Here is an 18,534-nt window from a genome sequence, read left to right on the forward strand (position 1 = left end):
CTTCGCCGGGCGCTTGGACATCCAGTCGAGGAGGAACCGATGAAGATCCTGATGTTGGAAGCGGCGGGAGCACTCTTCATGTCGCTGGCCGCGACGGTGATCGCCGCCGATCAGGGCGTGGCGCTCGATCATGTTCCCGGGCCCGTTCTGGCCGCCGTCAAGGCGATCTACCCGGCTGGCGTGATCCTGGACGAGACCGAGAAGGACGTGGACCACGACGGAACGGCGTATGAAGTCGCCCTGATGAACCACGGCAAGCGATTCAAAGTCGAGGTCGATTCCGAGGGGACGCTCAAGGAGATCGAGGGCGAGGTCGATCCCGCCGACCTGACGAGGGCCGTGGCCGACTCGCTCGCCAAGCAGTATCTCGACGGTGCGCTGGCGACCGCCGAGGAGCACGTCGACATCGACCGAGGCCGGGAGACGAAGGTTTTCAAGGTGGTGGTCGTGGCCGGCGGCAAGACCCAGGAGGTCAAGATCCGACCCGACGGCGTGATCGAGGACGTGGACGACTGACTGCCGACGACGCTCCGGCGTCGGCCTTCCAGAGGCCGACGCCGGCTGATCGCCGGTAGGGGTTCAGTCCTGCGCGCGTTCGCGGCGGACGGTCACGCTGCGGCCCTTGATCCGGGTGTTGCGGAGGGCGGTGATGACGGTTTCGGCAAGGTCTTCGGGGACTTCGACGAGCGAGAAGCGGTCGGCGATGTCGATGTCGCCGACTTGCCGGCCGGTGAGGCCCGCCTCGCCGGTGATCGCGCCGACAAGGTCTTGCGGACGGACGCCGGCGGCCCGGCCGGCGCCGACGAACAGGCGGGTCATCATGCCGCCGCCACGATCGCCCTGGCCGCGATCCTCGCCGCCAGGGGGGCGACGCTCACGCGGACCTCGGGCTGGGGCCTGGCGGCTTCCGCCTCCCCGAGAGTCGCGGAACGGCCGGTCGCGCTGAACTTCGACGTCCGGGATGTCCTCGGCGTCCTGATCCTCCGACCCGTTGGCCTGGTGCAGGAGCTTGACGGCCCCCATCGCGACGTCCATGACGTCGAACTCGCCGGCCAGCGACTCGACGACGACCCGGTACCGTTCCAGGTCGCCGGCGACGATCGACTCGCGGATCGAAGCGCGGGTCAGTTCGAGGCGGCGAGCCCGGAGGTCGGCCACGGTGGGGATCTTCTCGATGAGGATCTTCTGGCCGGTCGCGTGCTCGATGCTCCGAAGCTGCCGGTGCTCGCGGGGCTCGGCCAGGGTGATGGCGATCCCCTCGCGGCCCGCGCGGCCGACCCGGCCGATCCGGTGGACGTACGACTCGGCCTCGACCGGGACGTCGAAGTTGATGACGTGCGACAACTGCTGGATGTCGAGCCCTCGGGCGGCGACGTCGGTGGCGATCAGGAGGTCGGCGGTCTCGCTCCGGAACTTCTTCATGACCCGATTGCGCTGCTCCTGGGTCATGCCGCCGTGCAGCCCCTCGGCTCGATAGCCCCTGGCGTTGAGGGTTTCGGCCAGCTCGTCGACCTCGTTGCGGCGGCGGCAGAAGACGATGGCCGAGGTCGGGTTCTCGATGTCGAGGACGCGGCCGAGGGTCGCCAGTTTGTGTCCCCGGGGGACGATGTAGGCGGTCTGCCGGACGAGCGGGACGGTCCCCGCGGCGGACGGCTCGGGCTGGATTTGGATCTTGAGCGGGTCGGTGAGGTGCTTGCGGGCGATGGCCGCGATCCGGGGGGGCAGCGTCGCCGAGAAGAGGATCGTCTGCCGCTGCTTGGGGGTGTCGGAGAGGATCGACTCGATGTCCTCGGCGAAGCCCATGTCGAGCATCTCGTCGGCCTCGTCGAGGATCACGATCTGCACGCCCTCAAGCCGGAGCGTCTTCCGCTTGATGAGGTCGAGGGCTCGACCGGGCGTGGCGATCACCACGTCGGCGCCGCGGTCAAGGGCCCGGATCTGAGGGCCGTACGCCTGGCCGCCGTAAACCGGGATCACCACCGCGCCGATCGGCCGGCCGTAGCGGTGGACGGCTTCGGCCACCTGCATGGCCAGTTCGCGCGTGGGGACCAGCACCAGCGCGTACGGCTTGGCGTGCTTCTTGTCTTCCAAGGACAGCCGATGAAGGAGCGGCAGCGCGAAGGCGGCCGTCTTGCCGGTGCCGGTGGCGGCCTGGCCCACGAGGTCCTTGCCCGTGAGCAACGGTGGAATCGCCTCGCGCTGGATCGGCGACGGCTCCTCGTAACCGAGTCCGGTCAACGCCTCGACGAGCCGGGCGTCCAGGCCCAACGACGAAAAGCCCGGAAGCGCCGCCTTCTTCGATCCTCGCTCTGCCATCCCGTCAACCTTTCCCTTCAATTCTGGTCTCCACTTCGTGTCGATTCACGGCCGACGCCGGCCGTCTATCAAGATCCCGGCCGCCCCGCCGACCAGCGGTCGAGGCGCCCGAGTCTCCGTCGATCGATCTCAGACGTCGCACAAGGCCACGGCCTCGCGCAGCCCTTCGAGCGGGTCGCGCGTGGGGATGAACTCGTGGCCGACGTGTCCCTCGTAGCCGATCTCCAGGAGCGCCTTCATGAGCGCGGGGTACTGGATTTCCTGGTTGGCGTCGAGTTCGCAACGGCCGGGGTTGCCGGCGGTGTGGATGTGGCCGATGTACCGCCGGTGCTGACGCAGCCGCTTGATGAGGTCGCCGTCCATGATCTGGACATGGTAGAAGTCGTACAGCAGCTTCAAATTCGGCGAGTCGACGCGCTTGATGATGTCGATGCAGTAATCGGTGTGGTCGCCCTGGTAGCCGGGGTGCCCCTTCATCGGGTGGTCGTCGACTCGCGAGTTGAGCATCTCCAGGCAGAGGACGACGTTCTTCTTCTCGGCGTGGCCGACGATCTTCTTGAAGCCCTCGACGCAGTTGGCGGCGCCCTGCTCGGCCGACAGGCCGTCGGCGTAGCCCGTGAAGCAGATCACGTTCTTGTAGCCGTATTCGGAACAGGCGTCGATCGCGTCGGTCGTCGCCTTGATGACCTTGTCCCAGTGCTTGGGGTTGTTGAACCCCCTCATGAACGGCGGGTCGGGGCTCATGTCGATCTGGCCGATGGCGTTGGTCAGGCCGGCTTCCTTGAGCTTCGGGAAGTACTGCGGCGGGACCAGCTCGATGCTCGTGCAGCCGAGCGCCTTGGCCTGCTTGATGAACTCGTCGATGTTCCAGTAGGGTTCAAAACACCAGTGGACGATCGATTGCTTGATTCGGCCGTTCTTGATCGCGGACGCCTGTTCTGTCATCGTCGCAGCCTTCACGGTTTGAGCGCCGCTTCCCAGTCCCAGAACGGCCGCGCCGGCGGCCGCTCGAAGCAGGTCGCGCCGAGAGGCCCGGTCGGGGGAGTCCGCGCGAGAGCCGTCGAATTCGTTCATCAAAGTGGGAGGTCCTTCCACGAATCGGCCCGGGGAACGAGCCGTGATCATGAGGCGGTACACCCACGATACGTTAGCTCGCCTGGATTTGCGAGATGCAACCGCCGCCGGGCGCGCGGAGATCCAGCCGGTTCTAACGAGCGTGAGGGCGGCTCCGCCAGATCGTTGCCCCCTCTCTGTCCCTTCCGTATAGTAGCCCCCTGCCCTGAATCCAACCGCCCCCGACCGGACCGAAGCCAACGGCCGGGTCGAGCCCCAATGCGAGGACGATGATGCGAGCCGTCTGGAAAACCCTGATCGCCGGAGCCGCCCTCCTGGGCCTGCTGGGAGACGGCGCCGCCCCTGGGGCCGAACCCGTCGGCCTGATCTTCGACACCGACATCTGCGGCGACTGCGACGACGTCCTGGCGCTGGGGATGATCCACTCCCTCCAGTCGCGCGGGGCCTGCCGACTGCTCGCCGTGACGGTGACGGTCGACAACGACAAGGCGCCTCAGTTCGTCGACGCCGTTAACACGTTCTACGGTCGCGGCGAGATCCCGATCGGCGTCGTCGGCAAGGGGGGCGTCGTCGAGAACGGCAAGTACCTGGTCCTCGCCGACCAAAAAGACGACGGCCGCCCGCGCTATCCGCACGACCTGACCACCGCCCCGGCCGCCGTGACGGTCCTCCGCAAGGCGCTCGCGGCCCAGCCCGACCAATCGGTGGTGATCGCCCAGGTCGGGTTCTCGACCAACCTCGCGCAGCTCCTCGATTCGCCGCCGGACGCGATCTCGCCCCTCTCGGGCGTCGACCTCGTGAAGGCGAAGGTCCGGTTCCTGTCGCTGATGGCGGGGGCCTTCGAGCCGATCGAAGGCAACAAGCGGTACCTCGAATACAACGTCGTCAAGGACGTGCCGAGCTGTGCGAAGCTGGTCGAGAAGTGGCCGACCGAGATGGTTTTCAGCGGTTTCGAGATCGGCATCTCGCTCCCCTACCCCGCGACCAGCATCGAGCGCGATTACGGCTACGTCGCTCACCACCCGCTGGCCGAGGCGTACATCCTCTACATCCCGCCGCCGCACAACCGGCCGACCTGGGACCTGACGAGTGTGCTCTATGCGATCCAGCCCGATCGCGGCTACTTCGACCTCTCGAAACCCGGAGACGTGACCGTCGAGAAAGACGGGTTCACGAAGTACGTCGAGAACCCCAAGGGCCGCTCGCGGTTCCTCGTCCTCCCCGACGACGCGCGGAGGGCCCGCGTTCTCGAAGCCCTCGTCCAGCTCTCCAGCCAGCCGCCTTGCCCTCGCGCGGAGGCGGGGAAATGAACAAACAAATTCTGATGAGTACGAGGCTGGCGGTCGCGGTCGCAATCCTGGCGTCGGCGACCGGCTGCGGGTCGAACGACGCCACGCCGGGCGCGGGGCCGAAGGCGGCGGAGAAGTCGGGCAAGCCTCGGATCGCACTGGTGATGAAGTCGCTGGCCAACGAGTTCTTCGCCCTGATGGCCGAAGGCGCGAAGAAGCACCAGGCGGCCCACGCCGCCGACTTCGAGCTGATCGTCAACGGCATCAAGGACGAGCGCGACCTCGCCCGCCAGGTGGCGATCGTCGACGACCTGATCGCCCAGGGGGTCTCGGCGATCGTGATCGCACCGGCCGATTCGAAGGCGCTGGTCTCAGCCTGCAAGCGGGCCCAGGAGGCCGGGATCGTCGTCGTCAACATCGACAACAAGCTTGAAGATCAGGTGCTGGCGGAGCAGCAGATCAAGGTTCCGTTCGTGGGGCCCGACAACCGCGCCGGGGCCAAGATGGTCGGCGACTTCGTGGCCGGCAAGCTCAAGGCCGGCGACCCGGTGGCGATCGTCGAGGGGCTCAAGACGGCCTTCAACGGCCAGCAGCGGCTCCTCGGTTTTCAGGACGCGGTGAAAGCCGCCGGCCTGACGATCGTCGACTCGCAGAGCGCCCAGTGGGAGATCGACCAGGCCAACCGTGTGGCGTCGGCCATGCTCAGCGAGCATCCTCAGATCAAGGCCCTCTTATGCTGCAACGACAGCATGGCCCTGGGGGCGCTCGCGGCCGTGAAGGCGGCAGGCCGGGCGGGACAGGTCCAGATCGTCGGCTACGACGGCATCACGGCGGTCCGCGCGGCGATCGAGGAAGGCTCGATCCTCGCCACGGCCGACCAGCACGCCGACCAGCTCGCGGTCTTCGGAATCGACTACGCCCTCCAGGCGCTCAAGTCGAAAGAGCCCCTGGTCGACAAGACGACCCCCGTCGATCTGGTCGTCAAGAAATGACCGAGTCGGGGGAAGCCATCAAGCCGATGCTGACGATCCGCGGGATTTGCAAGAGTTACGCCACGCCCGTCCTCGACGCGATCGACCTCGACCTGATGCCAGGCGAGGTCCTCGCGCTGATGGGGGCGAACGGGGCGGGCAAGAGCACGCTCTCCCGGATCGTCGCCGGCCTCGTCGCGTCCGATCAAGGGACGCTGACGCTCGGAGGCCAGTCGTACCGGCCGGCGAACAAGCAGCAGGCCGAGGCGCTCGGCGTCCAGATCGTCCAGCAGGAGCTGACCCTCCTGCCGACCCTGACCGTCGCCGAGAACCTGTTCCTTGACCGCCTGCCGACCCGGCTCGGCCTCGTCCAGTTCGGTCCGCTCCGGCGGATGGCGGCCGAGGCCCTCGCCGACGTCGGCCTCGAACGGATCGACCCGGAGAGTCCCACGTCCCGGCTGGGCGTCGGCGAGCAGCAGCTTGTGGAGATCGCCCGCAGCCTGAGCCGGCCGTGCCGGGTCTTGATCCTCGACGAGCCGACCGCCGCGCTCACGTCCCCGCAGGTCGACCGCCTGTTCGAGCACATCGGCCGGCTGCGGTCGCAGGGAGTGGCGATCGTCTATGTGAGCCACCGCCTCGACGAGGTCCGCCGGATCGCCGATCGGATCGGCGTGCTCCGCGACGGCCGGCTGGTCGCCGTTCGTCCCGCCGCCGAACTCGACCTGACCGAGGCCGTCCGGCTGATGGTCGGCTCGAACCCGTCGCGCGACGACCTGCGGCACTCACGGACGCCCGGCGAGGTCGTTTTGAACGTCCGCAATCTGTCGCGCGGCGACCGGGTCCGCGACGTCAGCTTCGAGGTCCGTCGGGGCGAGGTTCTGGGGGTTTCCGGCCTGGTCGGAGCGGGCCGTACCGAGCTGTTGCGGGCGATCTTCGGCGCGGATCGGGCCGAGTCGGGCGACGTCTCGGTGGCCGGCTCGCCCCCGCGCCGGTTCCGCGAGCCCCGCGAGGCGGTTCGCGCGGGCGTGGGCATGGTGCCCGAGGATCGCAAGACCGAGGGGCTGTTGATCCCAAGGTCGATCCGGATGAACCTGACGCTCGGTCGGCTAGGGCCGTTCAAGTCGGCGCTGGGGTTGCTGAGCGGCCGTCGCGAGCGGGCTGAGGCGGTCGAGATCGGCCGTCGGGTGCATCTCAAATGCGACTCGATCGAGCAGTCCGTCGAGCAGTTGAGCGGCGGCAACCAGCAGAAGGTGGTGATCGGCCGCTGGCTCCTCCACGATCCCGAGGTGGTCTTGTTCGACGAGCCGACGCGGGGGATCGACGTGGCGGCGAAGTTCGCCGTCTACCGCCTGATCGACGATCTCGCCGAGCGCGGCAAGGGGATCGTGATCGTCTCCAGCGAGGTCGAGGAACTGATGCTCGTCTGCGACCGGATCGCCGTGATCTCCGCCGGCCGGCTGGTCGAGACCTTCCGCCGGGGCGAGTGGACTCACGAAAACCTGCTGGCCGCCGCCTTCCGGGGCTACACGAACACGACCGAAGAAGTCGGAGCCTGATTTGATGACGACCGTTTTCCCAACGAACCCGGACCCCACGACCAAGGCCCCCGGCCTCGCCCGATGGAGGAGCGCGGGGGACGTTCTGAGCATGCTCGTGGTGCTCGGCGTCTTGATCCTGCTGTTCGGGTCGTTCAGCAACCATTTCTGGACGCCGCAGACGGTCAAGACGATCGTCAACCAGTTCGCCGACCTGACGGTGGTCGCCGTGGGGATGACGCTGGTTCTGGTGATCGGCGGCATCGACCTCTCGGTCGGCTCGGTGATGGCCCTTTCCGGCGCGGTGCTGGGGATCGCGATGGCCGACTGGAACTTGCCGTTTCCCGTCGCCCTGCTCGCCTGCCTGGCGGTCGGGGCCGGCTGCGGGCTGATCAACGGCATGGTCTCGGTGATGTGGTCGATCCCCTCGTTCATCGTCACCCTGGGAATGCTTGAATCGGCCCGGGGGGCGACGTACCTGATCACCCGGTCGGAGACCAAGTACCTCGGCCCTCGGGTCGAGTGGATCGCCCGGCCGCTCCCTGGCTTCGGGGCCTCGACCGGCTTCCTGGTCGCCCTGGTCATCGTCGCGCTCGGGCATATTTTGTTGACCCGGACGGTCATGGGCCGGTACATGATCGCGATCGGCACGAACGAGGAGGCGGTGCGGCTTTCGGGCGTCGATCCCCGGCCGACCAAGCTGGCGACGTTCGTGCTCTCGGGCCTGGCGGCGGCGGTCGCGGCGGTGTTCCAGGTGTCTCGGGTCTCGTCGGCCGACCCCAACGGCGGCATCGGCATGGAACTCGGGGCGATCGCCGCGGTCGTGATCGGCGGCACCAGCCTGATGGGCGGGCGCGGATCGGTGTTGCGAAGCTTTCTAGGCGTTCTGATCATCGCCGTTCTTCAGACGGGCCTCGATCACGTCGGGGCGAGCGAACCCGCCAAGCGGCTGATCAGCGGCGCGGTGATCGTGCTGGCTGTGATCGCCGACGTCCACCGCGGGCGCTGGGGCGAGTCGGCGTTCCGGGCGTTGCGCCGGTTCCAAAAAACCATCGATCAATGATGGGGGCAGTCATGGGTGAAATCGGCTTCGGTGCTCTCAATTCGTAGGTTCGAGTGCAAGCTTGGGGTCAGGGTCCGGTGGGACGATCCCTTGCCAATCGGTCGCAAATACGGTCTGATTCTATGGAAAGGCGCACCTGTTCCCCAGCGGAGTGAGCAGGGCCGTCGGAGCCGCGGGCCCCTCCAAATCCTTCTCATCGAGGGACGCCCGCGAGGCCGGTCGGAACGTCATGCTCCGCAAATGTGAAGCTTGAACATACTTTGGCGAAACCCCTTTCTTGTCGATTGAATTCGCCGAGTGTCCCAGGAGGTTTTGAGATGTCCGTGCGTGTCGGTATCAATGGTTTCGGTCGAATCGGGCGTTTGGTGTTCCGCGTGCTGGCCGAACAGCCCGAGAAGTTCGACGTCGTTGCGATCAACGACCTGTCCGATCCCAAGCACCTGGCCCTGCTGCTGAAGTACGACAGCGTCCACGGTCGATTCAAGGGCACGGTCGAAGGCCGCGAGAAGTCGATCGTCGTCAACGGCAAGGAAATCGCGATCACCACCGAGCGCGACCCGGCCAACATCCCGTGGAAGAAGCTCGGCGCCCAGGTCGTGCTCGAATCGACCGGCTTCTTCACCAGTCGCGAACAGCTCCAGAAGCACATCGACGCCGGCGCCGAGCGCGTGATCCTGAGCGCCCCCGCCAAGGACGAGCTGGACGCCACCATCGTCCTGGGCGTCAATGACAACGTGCTGAGCCCGAAGCTCAAAATCGTCTCGAACGCCTCGTGCACGACGAACTGCCTGGCCCCGATGGCGAAGGTGCTCAACGACACCTTCGGCATTGAGAAGGGCCTGATGACGACGATCCACGCCTACACGAACGACCAGCGCGTCGCCGACCAGGTTCACAGCGACATGTACCGCGCCCGCGCGGCCGCCGTGAACGTGATCCCGACCAAGACCGGCGCCGCCAAGGCCGTCGGCGAGGTCATCCCCGAGCTGAAGGGCAAGCTCACCGGCTTCGCCGTCCGCGTCCCCGTGCCCGATGGATCGATGACCGACCTGACGTCGGTCCTCAAGAAGAGCGTGACCAAGGAAGAGGTCAACGCCGCCATGAAGGCCGCCGCCGAAGGGGCGTACAAGGGCATCATCGAGTACAACGAGGACCCGATCGTCTCCAGCGACATCGTCGGCAACCCGTACTCGTGCATCTTCGTCCCCGACCAGACGATCGTGATCGACGGCACCCTCGTCAAGACCGTCGCCTGGTACGACAACGAATGGGGCTACTCTAACCGCACCGCCGAGCTGATCAGCAAGCTGGGCGCGTACTGAGTCGACAAGGTCGATCGCGCCTTCCTCCGCTCGCGGGGGAAGGCGCGAGACCGGCCCAGCCGCGAAACAAGCCGAGGCCCGCATGCGCGGGCTGATGACCCGACTCCTATTCTGGGCGTCAAGTGGCCGTGATGCTTGACTCCGAATACAAGCCCGAAGCGCCAGCGAGTGCATTCTCCGCCGGCCGTCCGAAACATGCACTCGCTGGCGCTTCGGGCTTGTATTCGGAGAGCTGCGACCTCATTCCAAGCCCCCGCTCCTCCCGCAACTCGACGCCTGATATTCAGGGATAATCGATGCCGAAACAGACGGTTCGCGATCTCGACGTGAAGGGCAAGAAAGTCCTCGTCCGGGTCGATTTCAACGTGCCCCAGACCAAGGACGGAGCGGTCGCCGACGATCGCCGGATCCGGTCGGCCTTGCCCACGCTCAAGGACGTCCTCGACCGCGGCGGCAGCCTGATCCTGGTCAGCCACCTCGGCCGCCCCACCGGCGACCCGGCGGCCGACGCTCCGTTCAAGCTCGACACGGTCGCGGCCAAGCTCCAGGAGCTGATCGGCCGACCCGTCGAGAAGGCTGACGACACCGTCGGACCGAGCGCCAAGAAGCTCGCGGCCGACCTCAAGCCGGGCGGGATTCTGGTCCTTGAGAACGTCCGGTTCAACAAGGGCGAGAAGAAGGGCGACCCCGCGTTCGCCAAGGAGCTGGCGAGTCTCGCCGACGCCTACGTCAACGACGCGTTCGGCACCTGCCACCGCGACGAAGCCTCTATGGTCGCCGTCCCCGAGCAGTTCCCTTCCGAGAAGCGCGCGATCGGCTTCCTGGTCGAGAAAGAGCTGAAGATCCTCGACACCCTGCTCAAGAACCCCAAGAGCCCGTACGTCGCCGTCATGGGCGGGGCCAAGGTCTCCGACAAGATCCTGGTCATGGAGACCCTGCTCAAGAGCGTCGACAAGCTTCTCGTCGGCGGGGCCATGACCTACACGTTCTTGAAGGCCCAGGGCCACGGGATCGGCAAGAGCCGGGTCGAGGCCGACAAGCTCGACGTCGCCCGCAACCTGCTCGATTCGGCCGGCGGCAAGATCGTCCTGCCGGTCGACCACCTGATCGCCGACAAGCCCGAGGCCGGCGCCCAGACCAAGGTCGTCGACGGCCCCGAGATTCCCGACGGCTGGTTCGGCATGGACATCGGCCCCAAGACGATCGCCCTCTACTCCCAGATCATCCTCGAAGCCGGCACCGTCGTGTGGAACGGCCCGATGGGCATGTTCGAGGTCGAAGCCTTCGCCAAGGGGACCAAGGCGGTCGCCCTGGCTCTCGCTGAGTCGCCGGGCGTCACCGCCGTCGGCGGCGGCGAATCGGCCGAGGCCGTCGAGAAGTTCGGCTACGCCGACAAGGTCAGCCACGTCTCCACCGGCGGCGGCGCGTTCCTCGAATCGCTCGAGGGCAAGCAGTTCAACTCCCTCAAGGTCATCCCGGACCGCTGAGTCGCTGGGCTCCCCCTTCCGAACGCCAACGCCCCGCCGCCGCCAGCCGGCCGCGGGGCGTGCTTTTCAACGCACGACGGGGGGAGGCGCGCCGACGAAGATCTGCTTGACTTCGCTGTAGAAGCCGACCGGAACGCCGACGAAGGTCGCGGTCGCCGCCTTGACGATCGTGCTGTTGCTGGTTGAATTCTCGTAATATTCCCGAGGTTTCGAGAACAGCGGGTGGCGGTCGACGTAACTGACCGTCCGGGCCGGCGGCTCCTCGATGATCGTCCTGTCCTCGCCGCCGACGCTCGACGACAACGACGGCTCCACCGGCGCCGCAGCCCGGCGCGAGCCGGAAGTCTGACAGCCGGCGACCGCGAGGATCAGGACGCAGCAGAACGCCAGACCCAACCTGTTTCGCGTGGCCATTTTCCTCGATCCTTCCCACGAATAACTGCGCACCGTCGGGAGATGGCGGCAATGCTCCGTCATTGATCCGGTGAAGCATACACGACGAATCGGAGCCGGGCGCGTCAGCGCGGCCGGGCGGGAAGTCCGAAATTGACGCACCAGTACGGCGTGCCGTTTTTGGCGGTCGCGTAGCCTATGCCGATCTGGGTGAAGCTGCCGAGGATGTTCTTCCGATGGGGCCGGCTGTCGAGCCAACCTCGCATGACGTGCTCGGGGGTATAATGACCGTAGGCAATGTTCTCGCCGCAACGCCGCAGACGATAGCCCTGGTCCTGGACCCGTTCCAGAACCGTCGAGCCGTCGGCACCGGCGTGGGTCATCTTCCGGCGTTCGGCCATCTCCACGGCGTGCGCCTGGGCGGCGGCCTGGAGCCTCAAGCTGACGGCGAGCGCCGGCAGCTTTTCGACGGCCCGGTGCTTGTTGTGGAGGGCGAGCAAGTCGTCGCGGACGTCGTCCAGATCAAGCTTCGCCGGTCGGTCGGGCGCGGGCCAATTGGGGTCGGAGGGGGGCGGCTGTTGCGGCGTCCAGAACCCGATCATGGCGCAGCCGTGGAACACGACCGACATCCCGAGGGACGACGCCAGGGCGGTCCGGCGATTGATCCGGCGTGCGAACATGATCCTATCGTCGTCTCGCGGCTGCTGGAGAGATGAGACGGATGCCGACAACCGACCAGTATATCGCGTTCGACCTGGAGACCACCGGCCTGAACGTGGAATTCGACCGAGTCATCGAGATCGGCGCCGTGCGGTTCGACGCCCAAGGCCGTGAGCTTGACCGCTTCGAGCAGTTGATCAACCCGCAACGCCCGACTTCGCCCGGCGCGCAGGCGGTCAACGGCATCCGCGATTCGGAACTCGCCCGGGCACCGATCGCCTCGGACGTCTTGCCCAGATTTCTTGCATTCGTCCTAACCGTGCCTGGAGCCCCGCTCGTCGCCCACAACGCGGGCTTCGACGCCAAGTTTCTGGGACGGGAACTCGGCCGCGCGGGAATGCCGACGCCCGCCTGCCTGGTCCACGATACTCTGGCCCTCTCGCGACGCCGGTTGCCGGCGCTGCCCAGCCACCGCCTCGACCGCCTCATCGATCACTTCCGGCTCGGTTCGGAAGTCAGTCACCGAGCGCTCGGCGACGCCCTGGTCGTCAAGGACGTCTGGCTCCGACTCGACGGCCCGAACGCGCCGCCCGGAATGCTGGTCTCATATCCAGTCCACGATCCATCCGTTGCGGCCCAGCCGCCCCGAGGCTGGGAGAGCCTCGACCGGGTGGCCCGCGAGGGGGGACGGGTCTGGATCGTTTACGAAGGCGGGACGCGCGGCGCGGACCGTCGCGAGATCAGCCCCCGCCGGTTCACCCAGAAGGGGGGCGTGGCGTACGTCGTGGCGTTCTGCCATGTCGGCTCGCGCGAGAAGTTCTTCAGGCTCGATCGGATTCGCGAGTACGAGGCTGTCGCCGCGCCCTGAACGCTCGTCGGGATATTGCTGACGAACCCCTGAACCGATACATTGTAAGAACCCGCTCAGTCGACTTTTGCCGAGGTTGAATCATGCTCAAGGCCATCGCCCTCATTGCCGTCACGGTCGTTTACCGGCTTATCCCCCACCCGTGGAATCTCGTTCCCATGGGCGCGGTCTCGCTTTACGCCGGCGCCAAGCTTCCGCTGCGGTGGGCGTGGGCCGTGCCCATCTCCGCGCTCGTGATCTCCGATATGCTGATGGACTTCGGCGTAGGCGGCGCTTTTTTTGCGATCAACCGGGTCGCCGAGTACCATATCTACTCCCGCATCGCCGTTTACGGCGCGTTTGCGTTGACGACCCTGATCGGACCGCTGGCCAACCGCCCGAAGGTCGGCCCGGCGCTCTTGCCGGTCTTGTCGCTCGCGGCGTCCGGCCTGCTGTTCCTCACCAGCAACTTCGCGGTTTGGGCCGAGGGGCTGCTCTACCCGATGAACCTGTCGGGCCTGCTGGCCTGCTACGTCGCCGCCATCCCGTTCTTCGACAAGACCCTCCTGGCCGACTTGATCGGCACGGCGGTTCTGTTCAGCCTCGGCGCTCTGGTCAGCCACGTCTACACGCTCGTGGCGGCCCGCCGCTACAGCCTGGCCGACGTCGCGACCGTGGACGACTCGGTCCGCTCTTGAATTCCCTGGCGAGAGAGCGAGTGTCGATCCCCGTGGCGGAATTGCTGGTAAGCGTCCGGTCGGCCGATGAAGCGAAAAAAGCCGCGGCCGCCGGCGCCTTGGTGATCGACGTCAAGGAGCCCGACGAGGGCTCGCTGGGCCGGGCCGCCGTGGCGATCTGGCGCGACGTGCGCCGGTTCGTTCCCGCTCACATCCCCATGAGCGTCGCGCTCGGGGAGTTGACCGAGTGGCAAGTCGGCCAAGGCCCGGCGCTCCCTCTCGGAGCGTTCGACGGCGTGGCCTATTGCAAGCTCGGCCTGGCTCACGCCGGGCCGGACTGGCGCGACGACTGGCGGGCGCTTCGGGATCGCATCCCGACGCGTCGATGCCGCTGGATCGCCGTGGTCTACGCCGACTGGGAGACGGCCGGGGCGCCCAGCCCCGACGAGATTCTGGACCTCGCCATCGCCACGCCCGCCATCGTCGGCGTTCTGGTCGACACGTTCGACAAGTCGCAATCGGCGCGGCTTGACGACTCCGGTTGGCTGCCGTGGGCGCAGCGCGTGAGGGCGGCGCACCTGAAGCTCGCGATCGCGGGGGGACTGACTCCCGAGACGATCAAGAATCTCGCCGCGCTCGAACCGGACCTGATCGCGGTGCGGGGCGCGGCGTGCGAGTACGGGGATCGTCGTGGGGATATCGACGAGCGTCGAGTCTCGGAACTCGCCGCGATCGTGCGAGGGTTGTTCGTGCCGTCATGAGGATTCGACGTCGAACCGGACCCCCTGGGCGAGCGGGATCTGGTCGCCGTAGTTGATCGTGCAGGTCTGCCGCCGCATGTAGGCCTTCCACGAGTCGGACCCGGCCTCGCGACCGCCGCCGGTGGCCTTCTCGCCGCCGAACGCGCCGCCGATCTCGGCGCCCGAGGTGCCGATGTTGACGTTGGCGATGCCGCAGTCGGACCCAGCGGCCGACAGGAACCGCTCGGCTTCGACGAGGTCGCGCGTGAATATCGCCGACGTCAGCCCCTGCTCGACCTCGTTCTGGATCGCAACCGCCTCCTCGAACTCGCGGTAAGTGATCACGTAAAGGATCGGTGCGAAGGTCTCCTCGCCGACGATCGGCATGCCGCGCAGCACTCGCACCAATGCGGGCTCGATGAAGCACCCCGGCCGATCGAGCCGCTTGCCGCCGCAAACGACCGTGCCTCCCTGAGCCTCGGCTTGCCGGAGCGCCGATTGCATCGCCTCCACGGCTTGCTCGTGGATCAGCGGGCCGACGAGGACGCCGCCTTGCCAGGGGTCGCCGATCGACAGCGACCTGTAGGCTTTCGCGAGCCGTTCGATCACCTGTTCATGGAGCGACTCGTGGACGATCAGCCGGCGGGCCGTCGTGCAGCGCTGGCCGGCGGTGCCGACGGCTGCGAAGACGACGCCGCGGATCGCCATGTCCAGGTCAGCGCTTGGGGCGACGATCACGGAGTTGTTGCCGCCGAGTTCCAGGATCGTCCGTCCCAGCCGCCTCCCGACGACCTCGGCGACGTGGTAGCCCATCCGACAGCTTCCCGTGGCCGAGATCAGTGGCAGTCGGGCGTCGGTCAGCATCCGCTCGCCGACCTCCTCCGTCGACCCGATGCAGAGCCCGAAGACGCCGGGGAAGCCCTCCGCCTCGGCGGTCCGGCCGACGATTCGTTGGACGGCCAGGGCGGTCAGGGGGGCGAGCGGCGACGGCTTCCAGACGACGGTGTCGCCGCAGACGGCCGCGACCATTGCGTTCCAGGCCCAGACGGCGGCGGGGAAGTTGAAGGCGGTGATGACGCCGATCGGCCCCAGCGGGTGCCATTGCTCGATCATCCGGTGCCGGGGCCGCTCGCTGGCGATCGTCAGGCCGTAAAGCTGACGCGACAACCCGACGGCGAAGTCGCACATGTCGATCATTTCCTGGACCTCGCCCTCCCCCTCCGAGCGGATCTTCCCCGTCTCAAGGGTGATGAGCAGGCCCAGGTCGGGCTTGTGCTCGCGGAGCGCCTGGCCGATCCGCCGGACGACTTCGCCGCGTCTCGGCGCCGGGGTCGTCCGCCAGTTCGCGAACGCGGCGACGGCGTGGTCGACGACTTCGTCGTAATCGGCCCGTCCCGCGAGCTTCACCCGCGCCAGCGGCCGGCCGGTCGCCGGGTTGATCGATTCCTGCTCCTCGGTCCCCGGGTGATCGATCCAGCGCTCGTGACAGGCGCCCGGGTTCACCGGCTCGACGCCGAGTCGCTTCAGGAGGTCGTCGAACATCGTGCGTCACTCCTCGTTCCTGGGGCGGGACGGATACCTCTCTCTCCATTTTAATGCGAGACGGCCGCCGAGCGGATAAAATGCGTCGGCAGGCTCTTTGCGAAACAGCCGAACGACTCGCGATAAGGTTCCCTCGTGCCACATCCTCGCAGCAGCGTCCTCCCGAACGAACGACGGCTTCGGCTGGCCCGCCGGTTCAAGCTGGCGATCTTGACGATCACCGCTTCCATCGTCGTCGGCTTGCTGAGCGGCACGACCGTCGGCCGGCACGCTGCGCACTGGGCGTGGACGCGGCCGAGATGGGCGCTCCTTCACGCCGTCGGACGATCGATCGACCGATCGGAGATCGACGCCGACTGGCGGCACAGGCGGCTCTACGACATCAAGCAGGCGCGCGGCAAGCTGAAAGACGCCTACGACCAGTACGACCCGAAGATGAAGGGCCTACTCGACTACGCGGGACTCGACCCCGCGCACGCCCTGCTCCGCTGGGGGAATTTCGACAAGACGCTGCTGCTCCCCTCGACCGTCTTCGAGCCCGACGATTCGGGCCGGTCGTACCGCTTCCGGCCGTCGTTGCGGTCGATCTGGGTTCGCAACCTGAAGCTGAAGGGGGGCATCCTGGCATACTTCGCGATCCCCGACGGCCCGCGGTTCGACGAGGTCGTCGAAGGCACCGGCGCGGTGGTCGTGAAGGAGTCGTTGCAGACGACGAACTCGTGGGGTCTGCGCGGCGGCGAGCCCGACGTCGGGGCCGCGATGCGCGGGATCGTGCTCGGCGATTCGTACATGCAGGGCCTGTTCGTCGGCGACGACGAGACCCCCAGCGAGTGCCTCAAGCGGTTTCTCAAGGAACGCTTCAAGACGACCATCGAGGTTCTTAACACGGGGCACCTCGGCTACTCGCCCGAGCAGGAGTATTACACGCTGATTGAGTACGCCGATCGGATCAAGCCGCAATTCGTGATCCTGAGCCTGTTCGCCAACGATTTCGGCGACCTGTTCGAGGTCCTCGAAGGACGTGGCGACTGGGAGGAGAACCGCTACTGGATCGGCATGATCGACGCCTTCTGCAAGGCGCGTGGCATCCCCTGCCTCGCCGTCCCCGCCCCCTGGGTCAACCAGATCGAAGGCCCGCGCCACGCTGGACATTATCCCGGCGGGATCTCGAACATCCTCGAAGCCGGCGGCATGTCCTACTTCGATCCCATCGAAGAGTTTTCCGAAGAGACCGACAAGCTCGCCCTCAAGGCCGCCGCCGCAGGCAACCCCACCACCCCAAACCCTCTCTTCAACGGCCACCTCGGCGACGGCCACTTCTCCCCCCCCGGCTGCCGCCTCTGGGGCGACAGCGTCGGCCGCCGCCTGGCTCTGATCCTCGAACGACGGCGGGTTGAGGGCGGTTCTCGCTAACGCGGTTTTCCTTTGAGTTGCAGGCAATAATCGAAATAGGCTGTTGCGAACATGCCTTCTCCCCTTGCGGGAGAAGGTGGCCGAAGGCCGGATGAGGGGGGAGTCATAGGGATTCGTCGGACGCCGCGGCGATCGAACACCCCTCATCCGCCCCTGCGGGGCACCTTCTCCCGCAAGGGGAGAAGGGAATTCGGACACGGCGTGTGTACAACTCAAACGCAAACCGCTCTATATCCCACGACCACCCATTATTTGCCAGCAATACTTTGATTCTTCGGCGTCGACCGCATCGAAGTAGCCTTTGCCGGTCGTAGGCGTCCCTCCTGTGTTCCTGGCCTCTTCTTGGTTCAAGGGTCGCCAGTCGACACAGCGATGAAAGCCATCATGAACGACTATATGAAGCGGTAACTTTTGAAGAACCTCCTTCTGCAACTCAAAAAGGCTCTCCCTGTTCGCCCCGCCTTGCATCGCCGGAAACCGCAGTTGAACCGGATCATCTTCCCAGCCGCAAACAGGGCAAATTTCGTAACACCCTGATGGTTCATCGAAGACCTCGAACCCGCAGGCAGGACACGGATGCGGCATGTACGCTTTCCTCAATTATTCCCCGATGACCTTCACCAGGACGCGCTTGGCGCGGCGGCCGTCGAACTCGCCGTAGAAGATCTGTTCCCAGGGGCCGAAGTCGAGCTTGCCGTTGGTGACGGCGACGACGACTTCGCGGCCCATGATCTGGCGCTTCATGTGGGCGTCGGCGTTGTCCTCGCCGGTCCGGTTGTGGCGGTAGCGGGCCGGGGATGGGTCGAAGGGCGCGAGCGCTTCCAGCCAGATCTTGTAGTCTTCGTGCAGGCCGGATTCGTCGTCGTTGATGAAGACGCTCGCGGTGATGTGCATGGCATTGACGAGGACCAGGCCCTCCTGGATTCCGCTGCGCTGCACGAGTCGTTCGACCTCGCCGGTGATGTTGAGGAATCCCATGCGCGTCGGGATGGTGAAGGTCAGGTGCTCGGTCAGCGATTTCATGGAGCGGCTTTCCTCGAAGAAATGGAGACGGGGACGACCTCCATGTCGTCCACCGGCGAACCTCGGCATGAGGTCGCGCCGGTCCCCTCTCCTGATCAACGACCCCAGGATCAGGAGAGAAGGGCCGTACTCGGGTACGCATCAATGTTCGCTAGTCTTTGGTGCTCGCGTTCGCTCCTTGC

Annotated in this window: 18 protein-coding genes; 11 read left to right on the top strand and 7 right to left on the bottom strand. The window is 66.5% G+C overall.

Annotated features, from left to right (window positions below):
* The first annotated feature begins 39 nt into the window (after nucleotides 1-39).
* On the top strand, nucleotides 40-516 hold the full coding sequence (locus tag BSF38_RS06610) for a PepSY-like domain-containing protein (protein ID WP_076344110.1): 477 nt from the start codon (nucleotides 40-42) through the stop codon (nucleotides 514-516).
* A 63-nt stretch (nucleotides 517-579) separates the two neighbouring features.
* On the opposite strand, the gene BSF38_RS06615 is transcribed toward BSF38_RS06610, so the two are convergent.
* Nucleotides 580-2,316, bottom strand: coding sequence for a DEAD/DEAH box helicase (locus tag BSF38_RS06615; protein WP_076350643.1), 1,737 nt, complete (start codon nucleotides 2,314-2,316; stop codon nucleotides 580-582).
* 129 nt (nucleotides 2,317-2,445) lie between these two features.
* Entirely contained in the window at nucleotides 2,446-3,390 is a 945-nt protein-coding gene (locus BSF38_RS06620; protein ID WP_076344112.1) for a hydroxypyruvate isomerase family protein, read from the bottom strand.
* A 272-nt stretch (nucleotides 3,391-3,662) separates the two neighbouring features.
* Here BSF38_RS06620 and BSF38_RS06625 point away from each other — a divergent pair, with 272 nt between their 5' ends.
* From BSF38_RS06625 to BSF38_RS06650, 6 genes are all read left to right on the top strand, one after another.
* Nucleotides 3,663-4,700, top strand: coding sequence for a nucleoside hydrolase (locus BSF38_RS06625; RefSeq protein WP_099091954.1), 1,038 nt, complete (start codon nucleotides 3,663-3,665; stop codon nucleotides 4,698-4,700).
* The gene (locus BSF38_RS06630; protein ID WP_083712737.1) at nucleotides 4,697-5,671 is read left to right on the top strand and encodes a sugar ABC transporter substrate-binding protein; all 975 of its coding nucleotides are present in this window, start codon (nucleotides 4,697-4,699) and stop codon (nucleotides 5,669-5,671) included. Before BSF38_RS06625 ends, BSF38_RS06630 begins: the two co-directional genes overlap by 4 nt.
* Nucleotides 5,668-7,206: a sugar ABC transporter ATP-binding protein gene (locus BSF38_RS06635; protein ID WP_076344118.1), complete on the top strand. Its 1,539-nt coding sequence runs from the start codon at nucleotides 5,668-5,670 to the stop codon at nucleotides 7,204-7,206. Before BSF38_RS06630 ends, BSF38_RS06635 begins: the two co-directional genes overlap by 4 nt.
* Before the next feature lie 4 nt (nucleotides 7,207-7,210).
* Nucleotides 7,211-8,248, top strand: coding sequence for an ABC transporter permease (locus BSF38_RS06640; protein ID WP_076350644.1), 1,038 nt, complete (start codon nucleotides 7,211-7,213; stop codon nucleotides 8,246-8,248).
* 317 nt (nucleotides 8,249-8,565) lie between these two features.
* Nucleotides 8,566-9,570 (top strand): type I glyceraldehyde-3-phosphate dehydrogenase, encoded by a 1,005-nt coding sequence (gene gap / locus BSF38_RS06645; protein WP_076344120.1) that lies wholly within the window; start codon nucleotides 8,566-8,568, stop codon nucleotides 9,568-9,570.
* 296 nt (nucleotides 9,571-9,866) lie between these two features.
* Nucleotides 9,867-11,057: a phosphoglycerate kinase gene (locus BSF38_RS06650; RefSeq protein ID WP_076344122.1), complete on the top strand. Its 1,191-nt coding sequence runs from the start codon at nucleotides 9,867-9,869 to the stop codon at nucleotides 11,055-11,057.
* 66 nt (nucleotides 11,058-11,123) lie between these two features.
* On the opposite strand, the gene BSF38_RS06655 is transcribed toward BSF38_RS06650, so the two are convergent.
* Entirely contained in the window at nucleotides 11,124-11,471 is a 348-nt protein-coding gene (locus BSF38_RS06655) for a hypothetical protein (RefSeq protein ID WP_076344124.1), read from the bottom strand.
* A gap of 104 nt (nucleotides 11,472-11,575) precedes the next feature.
* Nucleotides 11,576-12,130 (bottom strand): CAP domain-containing protein, encoded by a 555-nt coding sequence (locus BSF38_RS06660; RefSeq protein WP_076344126.1) that lies wholly within the window; start codon nucleotides 12,128-12,130, stop codon nucleotides 11,576-11,578.
* Nucleotides 12,131-12,171: 41 nt separating this feature from the next.
* Between BSF38_RS06660 and BSF38_RS06665 the strand changes: the two genes are divergently transcribed.
* The 3 genes from BSF38_RS06665 to BSF38_RS31240 all read left to right on the top strand — a co-directional run bounded on the left by BSF38_RS06665 (nucleotide 12,172) and on the right by BSF38_RS31240 (nucleotide 14,395).
* Nucleotides 12,172-12,978, top strand: a complete 807-nt coding sequence (locus BSF38_RS06665; protein WP_076344128.1) for an exonuclease domain-containing protein — start codon at nucleotides 12,172-12,174, stop codon at nucleotides 12,976-12,978.
* An 83-nt stretch (nucleotides 12,979-13,061) separates the two neighbouring features.
* Entirely contained in the window at nucleotides 13,062-13,655 is a 594-nt protein-coding gene (locus tag BSF38_RS31235; protein ID WP_076344130.1) for a DUF6580 family putative transport protein, read from the top strand.
* A 20-nt stretch (nucleotides 13,656-13,675) separates the two neighbouring features.
* Nucleotides 13,676-14,395, top strand: a complete 720-nt coding sequence (locus BSF38_RS31240) for a (5-formylfuran-3-yl)methyl phosphate synthase (RefSeq protein ID WP_168189322.1) — start codon at nucleotides 13,676-13,678, stop codon at nucleotides 14,393-14,395.
* Here the strand turns inward: BSF38_RS31240 and amaB are convergent.
* Nucleotides 14,390-15,916: an L-piperidine-6-carboxylate dehydrogenase gene (amaB, locus tag BSF38_RS06680; protein WP_076344132.1), complete on the bottom strand. Its 1,527-nt coding sequence runs from the start codon at nucleotides 15,914-15,916 to the stop codon at nucleotides 14,390-14,392. The two genes, BSF38_RS31240 and amaB, sit on opposite strands and share 6 nt — an antisense overlap.
* Before the next feature lie 135 nt (nucleotides 15,917-16,051).
* Here amaB and BSF38_RS06685 point away from each other — a divergent pair, with 135 nt between their 5' ends.
* Nucleotides 16,052-17,329 (top strand): SGNH/GDSL hydrolase family protein, encoded by a 1,278-nt coding sequence (locus tag BSF38_RS06685; RefSeq protein ID WP_076344134.1) that lies wholly within the window; start codon nucleotides 16,052-16,054, stop codon nucleotides 17,327-17,329.
* A 228-nt stretch (nucleotides 17,330-17,557) separates the two neighbouring features.
* Here the strand turns inward: BSF38_RS06685 and BSF38_RS32580 are convergent, their stop codons facing one another.
* Both BSF38_RS32580 and BSF38_RS06695 read right to left on the bottom strand, forming a co-directional pair.
* Nucleotides 17,558-17,914 (bottom strand): CPCC family cysteine-rich protein, encoded by a 357-nt coding sequence (locus tag BSF38_RS32580; RefSeq protein WP_076344136.1) that lies wholly within the window; start codon nucleotides 17,912-17,914, stop codon nucleotides 17,558-17,560.
* A 15-nt stretch (nucleotides 17,915-17,929) separates the two neighbouring features.
* Nucleotides 17,930-18,352: a secondary thiamine-phosphate synthase enzyme YjbQ gene (locus BSF38_RS06695; protein ID WP_076344138.1), complete on the bottom strand. Its 423-nt coding sequence runs from the start codon at nucleotides 18,350-18,352 to the stop codon at nucleotides 17,930-17,932.
* Nucleotides 18,353-18,534: the final 182 nt, after the last annotated feature.

This window comes from Paludisphaera borealis (assembly GCF_001956985.1).
In the GTDB taxonomy this organism is placed as follows: Bacteria; Planctomycetota; Planctomycetia; order Isosphaerales; family Isosphaeraceae; genus Paludisphaera; species Paludisphaera borealis.

Bases quoted from the DNA above. Each gene is read 5' to 3' on its own strand.
- BSF38_RS06610 (WP_076344110.1), top strand. From the start codon at position 40: ATGAAGATCCTGATGTTGGAAGCGGCGGGAGCACTCTTCATGTCGCTG.
- BSF38_RS06615 (WP_076350643.1), bottom strand. From the start codon at position 2,316: ATGGCAGAGCGAGGATCGAAGAAGGCGGCGCTTCCGGGCTTTTCGTCG.
- BSF38_RS06620 (WP_076344112.1), bottom strand. From the start codon at position 3,390: ATGAACGAATTCGACGGCTCTCGCGCGGACTCCCCCGACCGGGCCTCT.
- BSF38_RS06625 (WP_099091954.1), top strand. From the start codon at position 3,663: ATGCGAGCCGTCTGGAAAACCCTGATCGCCGGAGCCGCCCTCCTGGGC.
- BSF38_RS06630 (WP_083712737.1), top strand. From the start codon at position 4,697: ATGAACAAACAAATTCTGATGAGTACGAGGCTGGCGGTCGCGGTCGCA.
- BSF38_RS06635 (WP_076344118.1), top strand. From the start codon at position 5,668: ATGACCGAGTCGGGGGAAGCCATCAAGCCGATGCTGACGATCCGCGGG.
- BSF38_RS06640 (WP_076350644.1), top strand. From the start codon at position 7,211: ATGACGACCGTTTTCCCAACGAACCCGGACCCCACGACCAAGGCCCCC.
- gap (WP_076344120.1), top strand. From the start codon at position 8,566: ATGTCCGTGCGTGTCGGTATCAATGGTTTCGGTCGAATCGGGCGTTTG.
- BSF38_RS06650 (WP_076344122.1), top strand. From the start codon at position 9,867: ATGCCGAAACAGACGGTTCGCGATCTCGACGTGAAGGGCAAGAAAGTC.
- BSF38_RS06655 (WP_076344124.1), bottom strand. From the start codon at position 11,471: ATGGCCACGCGAAACAGGTTGGGTCTGGCGTTCTGCTGCGTCCTGATC.
- BSF38_RS06660 (WP_076344126.1), bottom strand. From the start codon at position 12,130: ATGTTCGCACGCCGGATCAATCGCCGGACCGCCCTGGCGTCGTCCCTC.
- BSF38_RS06665 (WP_076344128.1), top strand. From the start codon at position 12,172: ATGCCGACAACCGACCAGTATATCGCGTTCGACCTGGAGACCACCGGC.
- BSF38_RS31235 (WP_076344130.1), top strand. From the start codon at position 13,062: ATGCTCAAGGCCATCGCCCTCATTGCCGTCACGGTCGTTTACCGGCTT.
- amaB (WP_076344132.1), bottom strand. From the start codon at position 15,916: ATGTTCGACGACCTCCTGAAGCGACTCGGCGTCGAGCCGGTGAACCCG.
- BSF38_RS32580 (WP_076344136.1), bottom strand. From the start codon at position 17,914: ATGCCGCATCCGTGTCCTGCCTGCGGGTTCGAGGTCTTCGATGAACCA.
- BSF38_RS06695 (WP_076344138.1), bottom strand. From the start codon at position 18,352: ATGAAATCGCTGACCGAGCACCTGACCTTCACCATCCCGACGCGCATG.